Raw genomic sequence first — 16,775 nt, forward strand, 5'->3', positions numbered from 1 at the left:
AATCAGTTAAATCCGTAGAACTTCTGGCAAAGCTTGTATGCAGCTACAGACACCTTACGTCCGCCGCGGCCTGGAAGGTTCATGAAGTTACCCATGAGGCTGTGGCGAAGTTTTCCGTAGAGGGCACGGTTCGTGGAGCGGATATATTCCAGAAGCTCCTTCTTCTTGTCGAGAGCTTCCTTTGTGCCGGAGCGGATCAGCATAATGGAGGAAATGGTAGTAATAATATCCAGATAACTGATCATGTAGGCTCTGGTGCGTTTATTCATGCTGCCGCAGCTGGTGTAGGAATTTACCATCAGTTTATTTACGCGGAGCTGCTGGTCGATTCTGCGGATCATAACTGTCTCGTTTACGGACTGGTCATCGCGGCCGATAAAGTAACGGTAGAAATTGGTATCCAGGTAGTACATGTTCTGTACATACGGCAGCGGATCAAAGGCAAAAATATTATCTACGTAGAAGGTATGCTCCGGCAGAGTCAGGTTGCACTCAAGGAGAAGCTGGGTGCGGTAGATCATGGAGTGCATGAGAAGATATTTTCCCTTTGGCATGTGACCTACTTCATTCCAGGTGAAAATCTGGTTCACTGGCAGGCAGTGACGGTACTGCATAACCTTCTTGCGGGTCGCACCCTGTTTCTCGTATACAAAGTTACTGATGAGAAGGTCAACTGTTTTGGAGCCTTTTACCAGCTCTTCCAGAGTTTTCAGGATCTCTTTGTAGGATTCTTCATTTACCCAGTCATCGCTGTCTACAACCTTGAAATAGAGACCCTGGGCATTGTGGATGCCGGTGTTTACAGCGCCGCCGTGGCCAAGGTTTGGCTGATGGATGGCGCGGACAATGCCTGGATATTTCTCCTGGTATTCATCTGCGATCTCGGCTGTTCTGTCCTTGGATCCATCGTCAATTACAAGGATCTCTACTTCATCTCCGCCTGGTAAAAGGGATTTGATGCAGTTCTCCATATAAGCTTCAGAATTATAACATGGAATTGCTATACTCAGTAATTTCATTTATTTTCCTCCTCATGTAGTGTAACGATTCTGTATTTTAAAATTACGCACCTTGCGATGTATTTTTCTTTTTTTCTTTGAGTTATGTTCTCAAAAACGCCAGCAGAACCGTTACATATATTTTTCATAAGCGCCAAACGCAGAAGGTATGGCGTAGTTTCTCTCTGATTCTTTTTTATCTGCAAAAAGAATTCCCGGGACATGTGTCTGCTCCAGGGAGGACACGCGGATCCGGTACGCTTTCATCCGCCACTCAATGTGGGAAAAAATATGCCTGGCATCTGGCAGTTCTTCTATATATAAGGGCTCTGCGCCAAGCTCTTTCACGTATTCCAGGGCTTCCTCACGGTTCAGGTATCCTTCTGTATTGGGAAGCTCGTATAATCCGGCAAGGAGGCCTTTCGGCGGCCGCTTGCGGATCGCAGTGCAGCTTCCATCCTGAATAACCAGAACGGTTCGCTCTTCCACCACTCTTGGCTTCTTTGGTGCTTTCACCGGAAACTTTTCCATAGTGCCGTGAAGTCCCGCCTGGCAAAAGCCTCTCACCGGACAAAGGTCGCATTTGGGCTGTCCGTTGGGGACGCACACTACTGCTCCAAGCTCCATCATTGCCTGGTTAAAATCACCTGGACGGTCTTTCGGGATAATTTCTTGCAATGCGCTTTCTGTCTTTTTGCGAAATGCAGGTCTGGTAATGTCTTCCGAATCTTCCGTCATTCTGGTGACTACACGGAAAACATTTCCATCTACGGCTGGCACCGGAATGCCATACGCTATAGAAGCGATAGCTCCTGCAGTGTAACTTCCTATCCCCTTTAACGAGATAAGAAGGGAAAAGTCTTCGGGAAGTCTGCCATTATATTTTTCTACCATTTCCCTGGCTGCCAGCTGCATGTTCCGCACACGGCTATAGTATCCAAGACCTTCCCACAGCTTTAACAGCTTTTCCTCCGGACAGACTGCCAGGGCCGGGATATCCGGCAGTTCCCTGATAAATCTTTCAAAATAGGGCTTTACAGCTTCCACGCGGGTCTGCTGGAGCATGATCTCGGATACCCAGGTGTAATAGGCGTTGTTCTTATCCCTCCAGGGCAAAATCCTTTTATTCTCATCATACCAGGCAAGAAGAGGCTGTATAAACTCATCTGTCATCTAGTTTCCTCCAAACACACAGGCACTGGATTCTGTATTTCCATCCCGTCCGGCTCTACCAGACAGTCATAGGCCAGAATATGCACCCCTGCCTTTTTCGCTTTCTGTAAGGTTTCCCCAAATTCCCGGTGCGTATCCCAGTTTGGTTCAAATCTTGTAATTCCCTTCATTTGGATCACCAGAAGCAGATAAGCCTCATATCCTTCCCTCATGCAATGGATCAGCTCTTCCAGATGCTTCACGCCCCTCGCAGTAGGAGCATCTGGAAAACGGGCAATATTGTCTGCTTCCAGGGTTACACCCTTGACCTCAATAAAAGCCTTTCTCTTATCTGAACAGGCATACAGATCGAATCTGGAATTTCCATAAGTTTTCTCAGGAGTTACCTGCACTTCCTCCGGAAAAAGATGTCCTGCCCTTACCCATTCCAGGGCGGCTTTATTGGGAATCTGGGAATCCATATTGATCAGGCGTCCGCCTTTATTTACACAGACCAGATCGTATGCTGTTTTCCTTGCCGGATTACTGCTCTTTTCCAGAAAAACCTGGACACCAGGAATCAAAAGCTCCCTGCATCTGCCTGTGTTCTTTACATGAACCGTCTCTGTCTGTCCCGCAATCTCCACATGTGCGATAAATCGGTTCGGACGATCCAGGAAACGGCCTTCTGTAATATTTTCGTATTTCATAGTTCACCTCGTGCTGCTGCCTGACTCCCAAAACGTGTCTGAAAAAGGCTTTCTTCAATGACAGTCTCAAGAAATAATGTAACTATTTCACTGCAATATAAAACTGACCAATAGTTCAAAAGCAACAGTCACCTTTCCTATCATAACATAAAATCGGCAAAAAGCCAGTTAAAATTGAAAAATCCCATATTAGGAGATTGATTTTTTTGATTTTCCTATATAGAATAGAAACCGTCAGATTTCAAAACAGAATGAGAAAAGAAGCAATTTAAGAATTTTAAGCACACCAGAAAGGACTAAAAACCTCAAATGGACAGTATTATTTTTGATATTGACGGAACTATATGGAATTCCACCGACGTTGTAGCTATGGCGTGGAATAAGGCTTTAGAAAAAGAGAATCTTGATGTCCGTGTGACAGCTGATCAGCTGAAAGGGCTGTTTGGCAGACTTCTCCCGGATATTGCGAAGGCAATCCTTCCAGAACAGACTGAAGCGGAGCAGCTTCGGGTCATCGATATCTGCTGCCAGGCTGAGCACGATCTGCTGCGTGCGATGGGGGCACCTGTTTACGACGGACTGGAAGAAACTTTGAAGGAGCTTAACAAACGCTACCCGCTTTTTGTAGTAAGCAACTGCCAGGCTGGATACATTGAACTTGTTTTTGAGAAAACAGGGCTGGGAAAATATTTCACAGGTCATCTGTGTCCTGGAGACAGCGGGGAAGCCAAGGCAGCTAATATCCGTTCTATTGCTAAGAAATATCAGCTGAAAGCACCTGTTTATGTAGGAGACACCTTCGGGGATTACCAGGCATGTCAGGAGGCAGGGGTACCATTTGTATTTGCTTCCTATGGATTCGGACAGGTGGATACACCGGATTATGTAATTGAGAAGCCGGCGGATTTGTTGAAATTATTCTAATTATTTATACAACTTTTATTAGCATTCCTTACTTTTCAAAAAATAGTGTGCCTGACTCATCACTGAAGTAACGAGAATGCGACACACAGTTATTCAACAGCAGATCGCCGGAATGATTTTTCAAACAGGCTCCAGTGCAGCTCAATATCCGGATTACAAAAGAAGCACCTGTATATCAATTTCCAGATATACAAGTGCTTCTTTTTCATCTTATTTCTTACATTTCTTGCGAATCACTACTACCATGATAATGAAGATAACAATTACTGCTGCCAGATAAATGATATCGTACACATAGCTCTTGATCACCATATCCAGACCGGTGAGAATTCCGAAAATGAGCAGGGTCACGCCGGAAACCAGCTGGACCTTTTTGTCATCGTAAAGCTTCTTACGCTCAGCGGCATTTCCGCCTTTCATAAGAACATCTCCATGACCGGTAAGAAGCATAACTCCCATTACAAGAGCTGCTATAGTCAGTATCATATCAAATGAATCCATATTCATATTAACTTATTCTCCACTTCTTTTGTGTTGTTCTGCTATCCGCAGCCTCAAAGACATGCAGCTGTCTTTTCATTCAGCTAGAGCATGTTTGAAAAATCATTCCCGCAATTTTCCAGTCAGATAAATGATCTTTTAGTAGAAGCACACGATCGGCACATTGGTATCAATAATGCTGTACAGAGTAGCTGCTGCATCCAGCGGCATATTGATACATCCATGGGATCCGGCGTAGGTATAGCGGTCACCACCGAAATATGCCTGCCAGGTAGCGTCATGGAAACCAATTCCGCCGTTAAACGGCATCCAGTAGGTAACCTGGGTTTCGTACTCGTAAGTGCCGTCCGGCTTCTTCTCTCCACGAAGCACATCCGGGCTCTTCTTATAATACAGGGTGAAAATTCCCGGAGGTGTGGCTCTGTCATCATAACGGATATCTCCGGAAACAATGTCAGAGTCAAAGATGATGCTGCCATTCTGGTAATAGTACATGTGCTGACTACTCAAATCTACCTCGATATAGGTACTTCCAATGTCATTGTATCCATAAGAATTGGCTCTCATGGAATATACTGGTTCCCGTGTAGTCTGGGTACCTGTACGGATCTCTTCTGTCAGCTGTGCTGCTTCTGCGTCCTGATCGATTTTCCAGCCATATGCAGAGCCATAAACAGAAACAGTACGACCACTGGTCGTATTAAAGGAACGTGTTGTTCCAACTGTATCATGCTCACTTGCCAGCTGTGCCACAAAATCCTTGATATGCTGGGTAAAGGAAGCATCATCCTGCACCAGCTGCCCCTTGTCATCAAACTGCAGCCATTCCTTAAGGGTGCTTCCATCAAGAGTGACTGTCTGCTCTCCAAATGTATAGGTAATGCTGGCCTTGGTATAATTATTATAAGCATCCCTGGTGGCCTGAAGGGTGGGATCATCACTGGTCACTGCTGCCACTGCATATACATCCGGTGTATTTCCCAGATCAATGGATGTCTGGCTTCCAGAAATGGCGGTGTCCAGTGCCTTATAGGCTTCCTTCACCTTCAGCTTGCTGCCCTCTGTCTCAGGAACAATGGTAAACTCGCTTCCCTCAAGCGCCACATATGCATTCTCCGGCTCAACCTGGTTCTCTGACTGTGCACACTTCAATTCCTTTACTTCACTCTGAAGCAGACTCTTATCAAAAGTCACATTCTCCTGGGTGGTATAGCTTCTGGTCTCCATGAAACCCTTTACCCATTCATATGGCTTCTGCTGCTTCAAAAGATCCAGAACTTCTCCGTCAGACACATAGCGGTAATTGATCTGGTTTCCGCTGATGGTCTGCGGCTCCTGGTTCCGCGCGGTAACCTCAATGGAATAATCCTCCACATTGCTTGCAATCAGCTGCTCTGTCTCGTAGGCAGTCTTATTGGAACAGTTGATTCCGTTAATATAGGTTCCTTCAAAGAATCTGTCTGCATAATAGTAACTCACTGCTCCATAAGCGCATCCTGCTGTCACCGCAAGAATAGCTGCCACAATTCCCGTAACTTTAAGTCCCTTATGCTTCTTTCTGGGAACAGGGATGATCTTCTCATCCAGTTCCTCATCGGTAATAGGAACATAGGAAATCTTCGTCGGACGGGCAGATCTGGCTGCCGGCTTCGGAGACGGTCTGGCAGATTTCTTAGAAGTCTGCTTCTCAGGCTGGTCAGGTGCTACAGCACCGGCAGAGTCTTTTCTTCGGTGCTTTCTGCCTTTATTGGAACGGGGCGGAATAATTTCCACCTGAAGCTCTTTTTCAGATGTTTCCGGTTCATCTGCTGATTCATCGTCCTCTGAATCTTCGCTCTCTAAACCTTCTTCCTCTGAATTCTCTTCTTCAAATTCTGTCTCTTCCTCGTCCCAGAAGTCCTCTTCTTCCGAGCTCAGCTCTGCATCATCCTGGTCGTACTCTTCTTCCTCTGGATACTCCTCTTCAGAATCCTGCTCAGCCAGTTCTTCTGCATCGGAATCGTCTTCCCCCTCCCAGGAATCAAAATCACTCTCCTGGTCATCCTCATCATAAAAGTCTGCGCCGTGGAATTCCTCATCCAGATCTGCTTCAAGACCTGCCATAGCCGAATCTATTTTATCTTCAAAGTCTCCCGGGCTTCCCTGAGTATGCTTGTTGTCCTTACTCATGTATAAAACTCTCCTCTGATAAAAACACTGTTTGAACAAGGCTTCTCCATCTAATGGCGAAACCTTGTTTCATTATAACATATATTTTCCATTTTGTATCTTAAAATGTATATTTCCTTCAAAAGAATCCCTTTAATGTTAATTGCAATTCAAACTTCCACCCCAAGAGCTTATCCGTGAAAGTTAATTCTTCCGAAAGAATATATGGAAGTTACCCTTTCAAACTGGAAACTCGGATTGCAATCGACCTTTTTTCAGCCTTAACAGTCTATAACAGATTCATTTTATTAAATCACGTTTACGGATTTGTAATCCTGGCTTTCACTGCAGACATAATTTTCTCTTCATATCCTTCATCACATAGAAGTAAAGTACAATAAGAAGGACTGTTGCTACAATCCATGCAAATGGACTGGCCATGCATGCCATTGTATAACTCCTGGCATCTGCTGCAACAACTGCCATCACACCTCTTCCAATAAGCTCTGCCACGCCTGAGAGCATAGGAAGAAGCCCATATCCCATTCCCTGAAAGCCATTACGGTAACAATTGACCACATAAAGGGGAATCATAAACATTCCAACACAGCGAAGATATGTATCCACCATAGGGATCACCGCCTCTGCATTATCAGAGATAAACAGATAAGAAAAGCTTTTTCCCACAAAAAACAGGACAAATCCTACAACAACAGCATATGCACAGCCGATCACATCTGCACACCGGAACCCCTGACGCACACGGTCCAGCTTACGCGCACCAACATTCTGTGCACTATATGTAGACATTGTAGTTCCTATAGCTACAAATGCCTGGGTAAAGATATTATCAATCTTAGAGCCTGCTGTAAAGGCCGCAACTGCATAAGAGCCAAGTATATTCAAAGAACTCTGTACCATCATGCCTCCAATGGCTGTAATGGAATACTGCAGTCCCATGGGAATTCCCACACTGATCTGTTTTACGGCAATATCACGGTTAAAATACCAGTCTTCTTTTTTCATCTTTAGTTCCGGCACGGCCTTCCACATATAAATCAGGCAAAGAACTCCTGACACTCCCTGTGAAATAACGGTAGCCCAGGCAGCTCCCGGCGCTCCCCAGTGAAAAAAGATAATAAATACAAGGTCAAGTACAATATTCAGTCCTGCCGCCAGAATCAAAAAGTAAAGAGGCGTTTTGCTGTTTCCCAGTGCCCTTAAGATACTGGACACCAGATTATACAATACCTGGGTAAAAATTCCGGCACAGATGATCATAATATAACCATATGCACCATCAAAAATATCTTCAGGTGTATGCATGAATACAAGAAGCCTGTGCATTCCCAACATGCTTACTGCAGTCATAACAACTGCGATCACAGCAGAAAGAATTGCTGCATTACCAACCGTCTTACGCATCTCATCCATTCTTCCTGCTCCGAACTTCTGAGAGGTAAGAACTGTAACTCCTGTTGTAACCCCCATCAGGAATCCAATAATAAGGAACGTAATGGTTCCAGTAGCGCCTACCGCTGCCAGCCCCTTGGTTCCAACAAACTTTCCAACAATAACTGCATCTGCCATACTGTACAGCTGTTGAAAAACATTTCCCAGAAATACAGGAATAGTAAAATTCAACAGCATTTTCATGGGCTTTCCCACAGTCATATCTGTCTGCATATTCAGTTTTCCTCCATAAGAAAAAATATCGTTTGAGAGGGATTATAGGCGATATTTTTTCTACTTTCAAGCCCCTTTTTTTATTATTTTGCAACTATTCAGCAGGTGCTGTTCCCCGAGGTGTTTATTTGTGAACGCAGTCCATAGGATTGTATTATTTTAAGCGCTTGACAAAAACCATTTTCTGCCATACTATAAGAACCACATAACGAAATGTTAACGTGTGAAAGACATCTGTCTTTTTCGAGCTTACGTTTATATCTGCTGCCAGACTATGAACGGGAACCACGATCAAACGGCAGCACTACTATTTTTAAGAAGGGAGTTCCCCATGGGAGAAAAAGTTATAAACGCAGCCCTGCTTGGGCTTGGAACAGTTGGAACCGGTGTTTACAAGGTTCTGAAGAACCAGGAAGAAGAAATGACAGCCAAGATCGGCTGCAAGGTTAAAATACGCAAAATACTTGTCCGCAACCTGGAAAAGGCAGCTGGCAAGGTAGATGATCCGGCTGTCCTTACCAATAGCTGGGAGGATATTAAAGCAGATCCTTCCATTGACATTATAATCGAACTGATCGGTGGAATCGAACCTGCCAGAACCTATATTCTGGATGCTCTTCACGCAGGCAAGCACGTAGTAACAGCAAACAAAGATCTGATTGCCGTCCACGGAAAAGAACTTATGGACACAGCCAGAGCTTCCCATGTGGATTTTCTCTTTGAAGCAGCTGTAGCAGGCGGAATACCTATTATCCGTCCTTTGAAGCAGTGCCTGGCAGGCAACCACATGAGCGAGGTTATGGGTATTGTAAACGGTACTACCAACTTCATCCTCACAAAAATGTCCCAGGAGAATATGGAATTTAAAGATGCACTGGCACTTGCCACAGAGCTTGGCTATGCAGAAGCGGATCCTACTGCGGATATTGATGGACTTGATGCAGGACGCAAGGTGGCTATTCTCGCCAGCGTTGCTTTTAATTCCAGAGTGGTATTTGATGATGTTTATATCGAAGGAATCACAAAAATTTCCGCCAAGGACATCCGCTATGCAAAAGAGATGGGCTGTGCCATCAAGCTTCTTGGTGTTGCCCGCAATACTGAGTCCGGTGTAGAAGCTTACGTCTGCCCGATGCTGATTCCAAATGATCATCCTCTTGCAACCGTTAATGATTCCTATAATGCGGTCTTTGTCCATGGAGATGCTGTAGAGGATGCCATGTTCTTCGGACGGGGTGCAGGCGAGCTTCCTACTGCAAGTGCTGTAGTTGGAGATATTTTTGATATTGTGCGCAATATGGAAGCAGGCTGCTGCGGCCGTATCGGATGTACCTGCTATAAACAGCTTCCTGTGAAAAAAATGGAAGATACCTACAACCGTTACTTCCTTCGCCTTCATGTAGAAGACCGCTGCGGTGTACTTGCTGAAATGACAGAGGTTTTCGCCAAATATCACGTAAGCATTGCCCAGATCATCCAGAAGGACAGCCAGAACCAGGACGACCATCTTGCAGAGGTTGTTGTGATCACTTCCAAGGTTCGTGAGGGTGACTTCAAGACAGCGGTACAGGAGCTTTCCAATAAGTCTTCGGTAAAGCGTATTTCAAAGACTATCCGAGTTTATAGGAAGTAATTAGAAAAATCAAAATTATATTGTACATATGTTTATCTTAAGCATACAGTCAAAGGCACGATTCGTTCGTGCCTTTTTTATGTAATAAGCTGTTATATAAAAAGCCTGCCAAGGCAGAATTCTTTCTCATCAGAACTCCCATAGTAAATACTGCTAAAAATAGTTTCCAGAAATAAAAAAAATTGTGATTGAAAAATCCCAGATTTTTGATACTATATATAAGGAACAACAAAAGGGAAATTTTATCATATAAAGGAGCACATTATGAGCAAAAAACCAACGGTTTTAATGATTCTTGACGGATATGGCCTGAATGAAAGACATGACGCAAACGCTGTATACGAAGCGAACACACCTGTCATGGACAAGCTGATGGCTGAATATCCTTTTGTAAAAGGTAATGCAAGCGGACTGGCTGTAGGTCTTCCGGACGGTCAGATGGGTAACTCCGAGGTTGGTCATATGAATATGGGTGCAGGCCGTATCGTATACCAGGAGCTTACCAGAATCACCAAAGAGATTCAGGACGGAGACTTCTTCAAAAATGAAGCACTTCTTGCAGCTATGAAGAATGCCAAAGAAAATGATTCCGCGATCCACTTCATGGGTCTTCTTTCTGATGGTGGTGTTCACAGCCACATTACTCACCTTTTTGGTCTTCTTGAAATGGCTAAGAAAGAGGGACTTAATAAAGTTTATGTACACTGCTTCCTGGACGGCCGTGACACCCCTCCGGCTTCCGGAAAAGGATATATCCAGCAGCTCCAGGCGAAGATGGATGAGCTTGGCGTAGGTGAGATTGGTGTTGTTTCCGGACGTTATTACGCAATGGACCGTGACAACCGCTGGGATCGTGTTGAGCTTGCTTACAACGCACTTACCAAGGGCGAGGGTGTTAAGGGAACCGACGCAGCTGAGGCTGTACAGGCATCCTATGACGACGGCAAGACAGACGAATTCGTTCTTCCAACAGTCATTGAGAAAGATGGAAAACCAGTTGCCGTTGTTTCTGATAAAGATTCTGTTGTATTTTTCAACTTCCGTCCTGACCGTGCACGTGAGATTACAAGAGCATTCTGCGATGACGAATTTACAGGTTTCGCAAGAGAGAAACGCCTTGACCTCACATATGTATGCTTCACAGATTACGATGACACCATCGGAAATAAGCTGGTTGCATTCCACAAGGTTCAGCTTCACAACACATTCGGCGAGTACCTTGCAGCTCACAACATGACTCAGGCACGTATCGCTGAGACAGAGAAATATGCTCACGTAACCTTCTTCTTCAACGGTGGCGTTGAGGAGCCAAACAAAGGCGAGGACAGAATCCTTGTGAAGTCCCCGAAGGTTCCGACTTACGACCTGCAGCCAGAGATGAGCGCTCCGGAAGTATGCGAGAAGCTTGTTGCAGCAATCAAATCTGAGAAATATGATGTGATCATCATCAACTTCGCCAACCCGGATATGGTTGGTCATACAGGTGTTGAAGCTGCAGCTATCAAAGCTGTTGAAGCTGTTGATGAGTGCGTAGGAAAGGCTGTAGAGGCTCTGAAGGAGGTTGACGGACAGATGTTCATCTGTGCTGACCACGGTAACGCAGAGCAGCTTGTAGACTATGAGACAGGCGAGCCATATACTGCTCATACCACCAATCCGGTACCGTTCATTCTGGTTAATGCAGACCCGAAATATACTCTTCGTGAGAACGGCTGCCTGGCAGACATCATCCCGACTCTGATCCAGCTTATGGGCATGGAGCAGCCAGCTGAGATGACTGGTAAATCACTTCTGGTGGAGAAATAATCCGCTTATACAGCTCTGTTGCTTTAAAGGGTGCTGGCTTAAATGCCAGCGCCTTTTTATTATGTCCTTTTTTATTATGGCACAAAAAGAACAGCTCTGACAGATTTTCCATCCATCACAGCTGTTCTATTATTCCTGATACCTATTGTCGCCAGCTCTTTCTGAATTATTGTTTCCCTTATACAACAACACGATTTAAATCGTACTTCCACTGTTTACTACTTCTTATATAAAAACTACTTCTCACTGAGCTCCTTCAAAAGCTTCTGAAGATGGCGGATATAATGAAACCCTGCACACAGAGTTACCGAAATAATAACAGACAACAGTGCAGCCATGACCACATATACCACAGCGCCAGATTTCGCCCCTGCTACCATACAGTAAAACAGACACGAAGACAATGCAGCTGCAAATACAGTGGAACCTGCTATTTTTAATCCTTTTCGCATATCTTAGTCCTCCCAGATAGGGTGACTATAATCACCCTGTTATGTTTTTCATTTTAAACCCATAATAGAGATATGGCAAGAACAAAATGGACAGGAATTTGAGTGATGATAAAATACGACAGATTCTGGGAGACATTGAAAAAACGCCATATTTCACAGTACTATCTCATTAATGAGTGTGGAATCGAAAAAAGGTTATTGCGCAGACTTCGGGACAATGAAAATGTAGAAATCTTTTCATTAGACCGAATATGCACTGTTCTTAACTGTGATCTGGATGATATAGTAGAATACGTACCCAATAACCCTGATATCATTGAGGATGCGAAAACAGCCCAAAAAGAGGCAGCCGCATCACATCCTGTTCACACTCCATCGAAATAACTGGTGCTTCAGACTCCCACAGTATAAACCATACATAAACTATACGTGTCTCAGCTCTGATAAACACGTTTTTTTGAAAAAGAATAAAAATACTTACATTTTTATTTTTTTGCACGGATGCCTAATTCTTTGTTTCGGCTGAGTGGAGAGAGTCTGGAATTATTTTTAGAGCATTTTGTTCTTTTTTCATATTGTTTTTTAATTAATCCAGGGTATTAATTTTTCCATAAAGAACCCTGCTGCATAAAAAGCACCGCCAGGTGACTTTCGCATTTTATCTGCGAATTTTCATCTGACGGTGTTTTTATCTTAAAAATTATTTATTCAACCTCTTCTGGCTCCATACTCAGCTTATGCTCCACTTCTGTGCCAATATCATACTTCTGTCTGTATTCCTTAAAATAAGTGTAATATTCCAGACTGTCTGTAGGATAAATTCTGGAGTTGTGAATGTGGATGTCTGTAGTCTCTTCCCCACTTTTCATAAGTGCTGTCATGGCACTTGCACAGTGGGAAGCAATACGTCCAAAGCTGTTCAGAATATCGCTGAACACAGTTCCCTCTTCCAATCCGCATTTGCCCTGGCTGAGGCGCTCTGCATGGCGCATCTTCAGTTCATCACAAAGTCTGGTGATTACCACGCCAAGAGGTGCAACACGCTGTGCTGCCTCTTTATCGTCGTTCATAAATGCATTGCAGGTTACATTGATTTCTTCACGGACAGCATCCATAACTACATTCAACTCGTCCCATGCAGTCTGGGAGAATGTTGTATGATTATCATGCATTTCGTTGGACATATGTGCGATGTAGGAAGCATGATCGCCAATTCTCTCAAAGTCATTGATAGTGTGCAGATAAAGGGAGGTCTGGCGCGTCTGGGCGGTATTCATCTCACGTTTGGTGAGCTGGATCAGATACTCTCCAAGACGGCTCTCATATTTGTCGATCAGGTCTTCCTTACGCTGTACCTTGTCATATTTATCCTGCTGATAATCATTCAGAAGGTTCATAGCTCTGTTTACATTCTTACGAAGCTTCTTGGCCATACCATTCATAGCACGATGACACTGTCCAATTGCAAGTGCAGGATAATTTAACAGACGCTCTTCCAGAAGATCGAAGTCTGCCTCGTCCTCCAGCTCCTCTGCGCTGTCCTTGACCAGATAGCATACCAGTTTCTCCAGCTTGGAAATAAACGGGAAAAGCACCACAACGGTAGCCACACGGAAAATGGTGTTCAAAAATGCGATGGATACCGGAGTCATGATCATATCCAAAAATCCAAAATGAATGAACGCATTCAAGGTATAAAATACAATGGACCACAGGATCAGACCAAATAAGTCATTCAGCAAATATACAAGAGCTGTTCTCTTACCGTTCTTATTCGCTCCAATTGCAGAGATCAGTACCGGGCATGCAGCACCAACACCTATACCAAGAACAATTGGAAATGCACTTGCAAAGGTGAGGATTCCGGTTACGGAAAGAGCCTGCAGCACACCAACTGTTGCAGATGCACTCTGAAGCACTGCGGTAAATGCAATACCTACCAGGATACCTGCAATTGGGTTGGAAAACATTGTCAGCATATCAATGAATACAGGACTTTCACGAAGAGGAGAAACTGCTCCACTCATCATCTGCATACCATTCATCAAAATGGCAAAGCCCAGCATAATGTTTCCAATATTTCGGTATACAGATCTCTTACAGACCATACGAAGCATGATACCGATTACAGCAACTACTGCTGAAATAGTGGCTGTAGAAAGAATACTTGCAATTCCACCGGAGCCCTGGATATAAGACAGACACAGAATCCATCCTGTAATACTGGTTCCGATATTTGCGCCCATGATAATACCAATTGCCTGTTTCAGCTTCATCATACCGGAGTTTACAAAACCGATTACCATAACGGTAGTGGCGGATGATGACTGGATTACACTGGTAACACCTGTTCCAAGTGCTACTCCCTTCAGCGGGGTATTGGTCATTTTGTAAAGGAATGCTTCCAGCTTATTACCAGCAACGGATTTCAGTCCGTCTCCCATCAGCGACATTCCAAAAAGGAAAAATGATACTCCGCACAGCAAAGATAAAACCATTGAAAAAATTGCCATGTTCTAATCCTCTGTTGTCGTTTCCCTCTGCCAATTCTGCAGAGGCGACCTTTCTTTTCAAAGTATTTTCTTTTGTTAACGTGGATTTTTCTCAATTTTTACATATCCTTAATCATTATGCCATAATCATAGGCTGATTACAATATTTGATTAATTTCAAATTGTAATTTTTTGCGGTTCAAAATTTCCATTTTTCTGTATAATCTGACGAAATATATGGTAATTTTTATTTCTATTCAGCTTACTGACGATAAGTAGATACCATTATGCAAGAATCTTACACACAACCGGCATCTCTCTTATCAGTGACATCACTATATATAAAATTCCCATCTTCTGATTACCATGTAATTTAAGCGTTTAATTGCTTTTTATCTGGATTAATATATCTGATCTGCCAGATAATGCATTTAATTGATACTGGAACTGCAACAAGACAGGCAATAGCACCAAATAGCATAATCGCAACATCCTGAAAGAGGAATCTGGAATTGAGAATGATTTCCAGACTATATTTTTGTGTCTGCACATAGGAAAACAATAAAATACTCCCTCCAAGATATGCAAAAAGCAACGTGTTTACTGTTGTGCCTATAATTTCTTTTCCCACCTGATACCCTGTTGAAGTAAGTTCTTTCTCTACCAGACTGTTTTTATGAGTCCAGACTTCATACACAGATGACGTCACAGACAGTGCAGTATCAATGACAGCTCCCAGAGTGCTGAAAACACTTACAAAAACAGCCACATGAAGCATATTAATACTGATATCTGTGTTGTAATAGTACATAAAATCCTCTTCTGAAATCTGAAGTTCATTTAAGCCATAACTTCCTGTTCTCCACGTAATAGCAAAAATCGGAATAAACAGAATCAGCATTACAAACAGTGTAGCCAGAAAGGCAGCTCGCGTTTTGACATTATTTCCATTCTGATAAAACAGAGAATTATAACAGACACCTGCTCCTGCCGCCAGTATCAGAAGCAGTGCGGGAAAACCAGCTGACATCAATATAACCGAAAAAAACAGAATAATAATATTACCTGCCAGTGCCATGATTGAAACAGCTCCACGTTCTCCTCCAATTGTAATCATCAAAAAAAGCAGCACTAATGTAAGAAAAAGAATCATTATTTTCCACTCCTTTTCAGTGATGGTATTTTCATAATAATCGAAGCAATTAAAACAGATACTGGTATTGCCAACACTATTCCAATACTTTCTATCAGAAAGCGACAGATATCATATGGAATGTGATATCTTACAAGCGTTATAAATCTGATCTCATTATTCATTTTAAGAATAAACATTGGAATCATGCCACTTACAAGAACAAATAGCAGTACATTTATCATGGTTCCCATAATATCATATCCGATTTCCCTTCCCGAATGTATCAGCTTTCTTATAGAAACTGATGGATTTTTGCGAACAATTTCACCAGTTGCTGCACTTATAGTGACTGTTACATCCATAATCGCTCCAAGCCCTGTCAGCATAATATCTGTCCAGAATATGTCGGCTGAATTACTCATGCTTCCAAGGTATTCCAGATTAGAATAATCTAAATCTCCATACCTGTGAATAGAAAAATCAAACAGCATCATAATCAGGAAAAGAACACATAAAGTCGAAAGAACAGCAGCCCATGTTTTCCTGTGAATTCCATTCAGACAGATCAATGTAGTCAACGAAAAAAGAAGTGCAATTACATTACATATTCTCAGAATATTCTTTCCATCTCCCAGCAGTTGAAATCCGTACGCAAAAATCAATGTATTCAGTATCACTGATACGATCGTATAACCCCCCTGTTTTCTCGTAATATAGATCAGAAGAATAATCAGACCACCCACCAGTACGACCAGATAGATGTCACGTTTTACAGAACGTATAGTTTTTCCAGGTCTGTCTTTTGACCCATTCAGAAGTACCGTATCTCCTTTATGGTATTTCTGCGTCTGAACCTGTGAAGAAGTGTATTCGTTAGAAAGTGTAATTTCTTTACCTTTATATGCACCGTTCAATATCCGGGCTGTAATTTTCTGAGTATAATAGTGTTCTTCTGCACCTCTGGTTCCTTCTCTGCTCATGGTTTCCATTTCTGATACAGAACATATTTTTGCCAGAGGAGTGTGATAGAATCTGGCATTAAAACAGGTAAATATAACACAGATAATATAAATGCCAGCTAAAAGATATTTTTTATGAGATAGACAAAATTTCATTGAATTTATTTTCTCCTTCCAGA

At 43.1% G+C, this 16,775-nt stretch carries 14 protein-coding genes; 4 read left to right on the forward strand and 10 right to left on the reverse strand.

Annotation, left to right across the window (positions count from 1 at the left end):
• Positions 1–2: 2 nt before the first annotated feature.
• The 3 genes from AB5706_RS06125 to sfsA all read right to left on the reverse strand — a co-directional run bounded on the left by AB5706_RS06125 (position 3) and on the right by sfsA (position 2,860).
• Positions 3–1,019: a glycosyltransferase family 2 protein gene (locus tag AB5706_RS06125; RefSeq protein ID WP_118583852.1), complete on the reverse strand. Its 1,017-nt coding sequence runs from the start codon at positions 1,017–1,019 to the stop codon at positions 3–5.
• A 111-nt stretch (positions 1,020–1,130) separates the two neighbouring features.
• Positions 1,131–2,171: an A/G-specific adenine glycosylase gene (mutY, locus tag AB5706_RS06130; RefSeq protein WP_368365943.1), complete on the reverse strand. Its 1,041-nt coding sequence runs from the start codon at positions 2,169–2,171 to the stop codon at positions 1,131–1,133.
• On the reverse strand, positions 2,168–2,860 hold the full coding sequence (sfsA, locus tag AB5706_RS06135) for a DNA/RNA nuclease SfsA (protein WP_118583848.1): 693 nt from the start codon (positions 2,858–2,860) through the stop codon (positions 2,168–2,170). The genes mutY and sfsA overlap by 4 nt, the downstream gene beginning before the upstream one ends.
• A 309-nt stretch (positions 2,861–3,169) precedes the next feature.
• Between sfsA and AB5706_RS06140 the strand changes: the two genes are divergently transcribed.
• Positions 3,170–3,784: an HAD family hydrolase gene (locus tag AB5706_RS06140; protein ID WP_148462493.1), complete on the forward strand. Its 615-nt coding sequence runs from the start codon at positions 3,170–3,172 to the stop codon at positions 3,782–3,784.
• A 210-nt stretch (positions 3,785–3,994) separates the two neighbouring features.
• Here the strand turns inward: AB5706_RS06140 and AB5706_RS06145 are convergent, their stop codons facing one another.
• From AB5706_RS06145 to AB5706_RS06155, 3 genes are all read right to left on the reverse strand, one after another.
• Complete coding sequence (locus tag AB5706_RS06145) at positions 3,995–4,291, reverse strand: DUF3784 domain-containing protein (protein WP_226815039.1); 297 nt, start codon at positions 4,289–4,291, stop codon at positions 3,995–3,997.
• Positions 4,292–4,423: 132 nt separating this feature from the next.
• Positions 4,424–6,454, reverse strand: coding sequence for a L,D-transpeptidase family protein (locus AB5706_RS06150; RefSeq protein WP_226837158.1), 2,031 nt, complete (start codon positions 6,452–6,454; stop codon positions 4,424–4,426).
• A 321-nt stretch (positions 6,455–6,775) separates the two neighbouring features.
• The gene (locus tag AB5706_RS06155; RefSeq protein ID WP_173715630.1) at positions 6,776–8,119 is read right to left on the reverse strand and encodes an MATE family efflux transporter; all 1,344 of its coding nucleotides are present in this window, start codon (positions 8,117–8,119) and stop codon (positions 6,776–6,778) included.
• A gap of 331 nt (positions 8,120–8,450) precedes the next feature.
• On the opposite strand from AB5706_RS06155, the gene AB5706_RS06160 reads away from it, so the two are divergent.
• Both AB5706_RS06160 and gpmI read left to right on the forward strand, forming a co-directional pair.
• Entirely contained in the window at positions 8,451–9,752 is a 1,302-nt protein-coding gene (locus AB5706_RS06160; RefSeq protein WP_118580901.1) for a homoserine dehydrogenase, read from the forward strand.
• Between the two features lie 264 nt (positions 9,753–10,016).
• On the forward strand, positions 10,017–11,558 hold the full coding sequence (gene gpmI, locus AB5706_RS06165) for a 2,3-bisphosphoglycerate-independent phosphoglycerate mutase (RefSeq protein WP_118580904.1): 1,542 nt from the start codon (positions 10,017–10,019) through the stop codon (positions 11,556–11,558).
• A gap of 236 nt (positions 11,559–11,794) precedes the next feature.
• Here the strand turns inward: gpmI and AB5706_RS06170 are convergent, their stop codons facing one another.
• Entirely contained in the window at positions 11,795–12,010 is a 216-nt protein-coding gene (locus AB5706_RS06170) for a hypothetical protein (protein WP_118580907.1), read from the reverse strand.
• Between the two features lie 105 nt (positions 12,011–12,115).
• Here AB5706_RS06170 and AB5706_RS06175 point away from each other — a divergent pair, with 105 nt between their 5' ends.
• A complete protein-coding gene (locus AB5706_RS06175; protein WP_118580910.1) occupies positions 12,116–12,394 on the forward strand; it encodes a helix-turn-helix domain-containing protein in 279 nt (92 codons plus the stop codon).
• A gap of 320 nt (positions 12,395–12,714) precedes the next feature.
• Here AB5706_RS06175 and AB5706_RS06180 read toward each other — a convergent pair whose 3' ends face one another.
• The 3 genes from AB5706_RS06180 to AB5706_RS06190 all read right to left on the reverse strand — a co-directional run bounded on the left by AB5706_RS06180 (position 12,715) and on the right by AB5706_RS06190 (position 16,752).
• Positions 12,715–14,523 (reverse strand): Na/Pi cotransporter family protein, encoded by a 1,809-nt coding sequence (locus AB5706_RS06180; RefSeq protein WP_195590339.1) that lies wholly within the window; start codon positions 14,521–14,523, stop codon positions 12,715–12,717.
• 352 nt (positions 14,524–14,875) lie between these two features.
• Entirely contained in the window at positions 14,876–15,655 is a 780-nt protein-coding gene (locus AB5706_RS06185; RefSeq protein WP_173715631.1) for a YibE/F family protein, read from the reverse strand.
• A complete protein-coding gene (locus AB5706_RS06190; RefSeq protein ID WP_148462497.1) occupies positions 15,655–16,752 on the reverse strand; it encodes a YibE/F family protein in 1,098 nt (365 codons plus the stop codon). The genes AB5706_RS06185 and AB5706_RS06190 overlap by 1 nt, the downstream gene beginning before the upstream one ends.
• Between the last annotated feature and the right edge of the window lie 23 nt (positions 16,753–16,775).

It is taken from the genome of Ruminococcus sp. RTP21484sp1_RTP21277st1_D2_RTP21277_210401, from assembly GCF_040924225.1.
GTDB classification, from domain to species: domain Bacteria; phylum Bacillota; class Clostridia; order Lachnospirales; family Lachnospiraceae; genus Blautia_A; species Blautia_A faecis.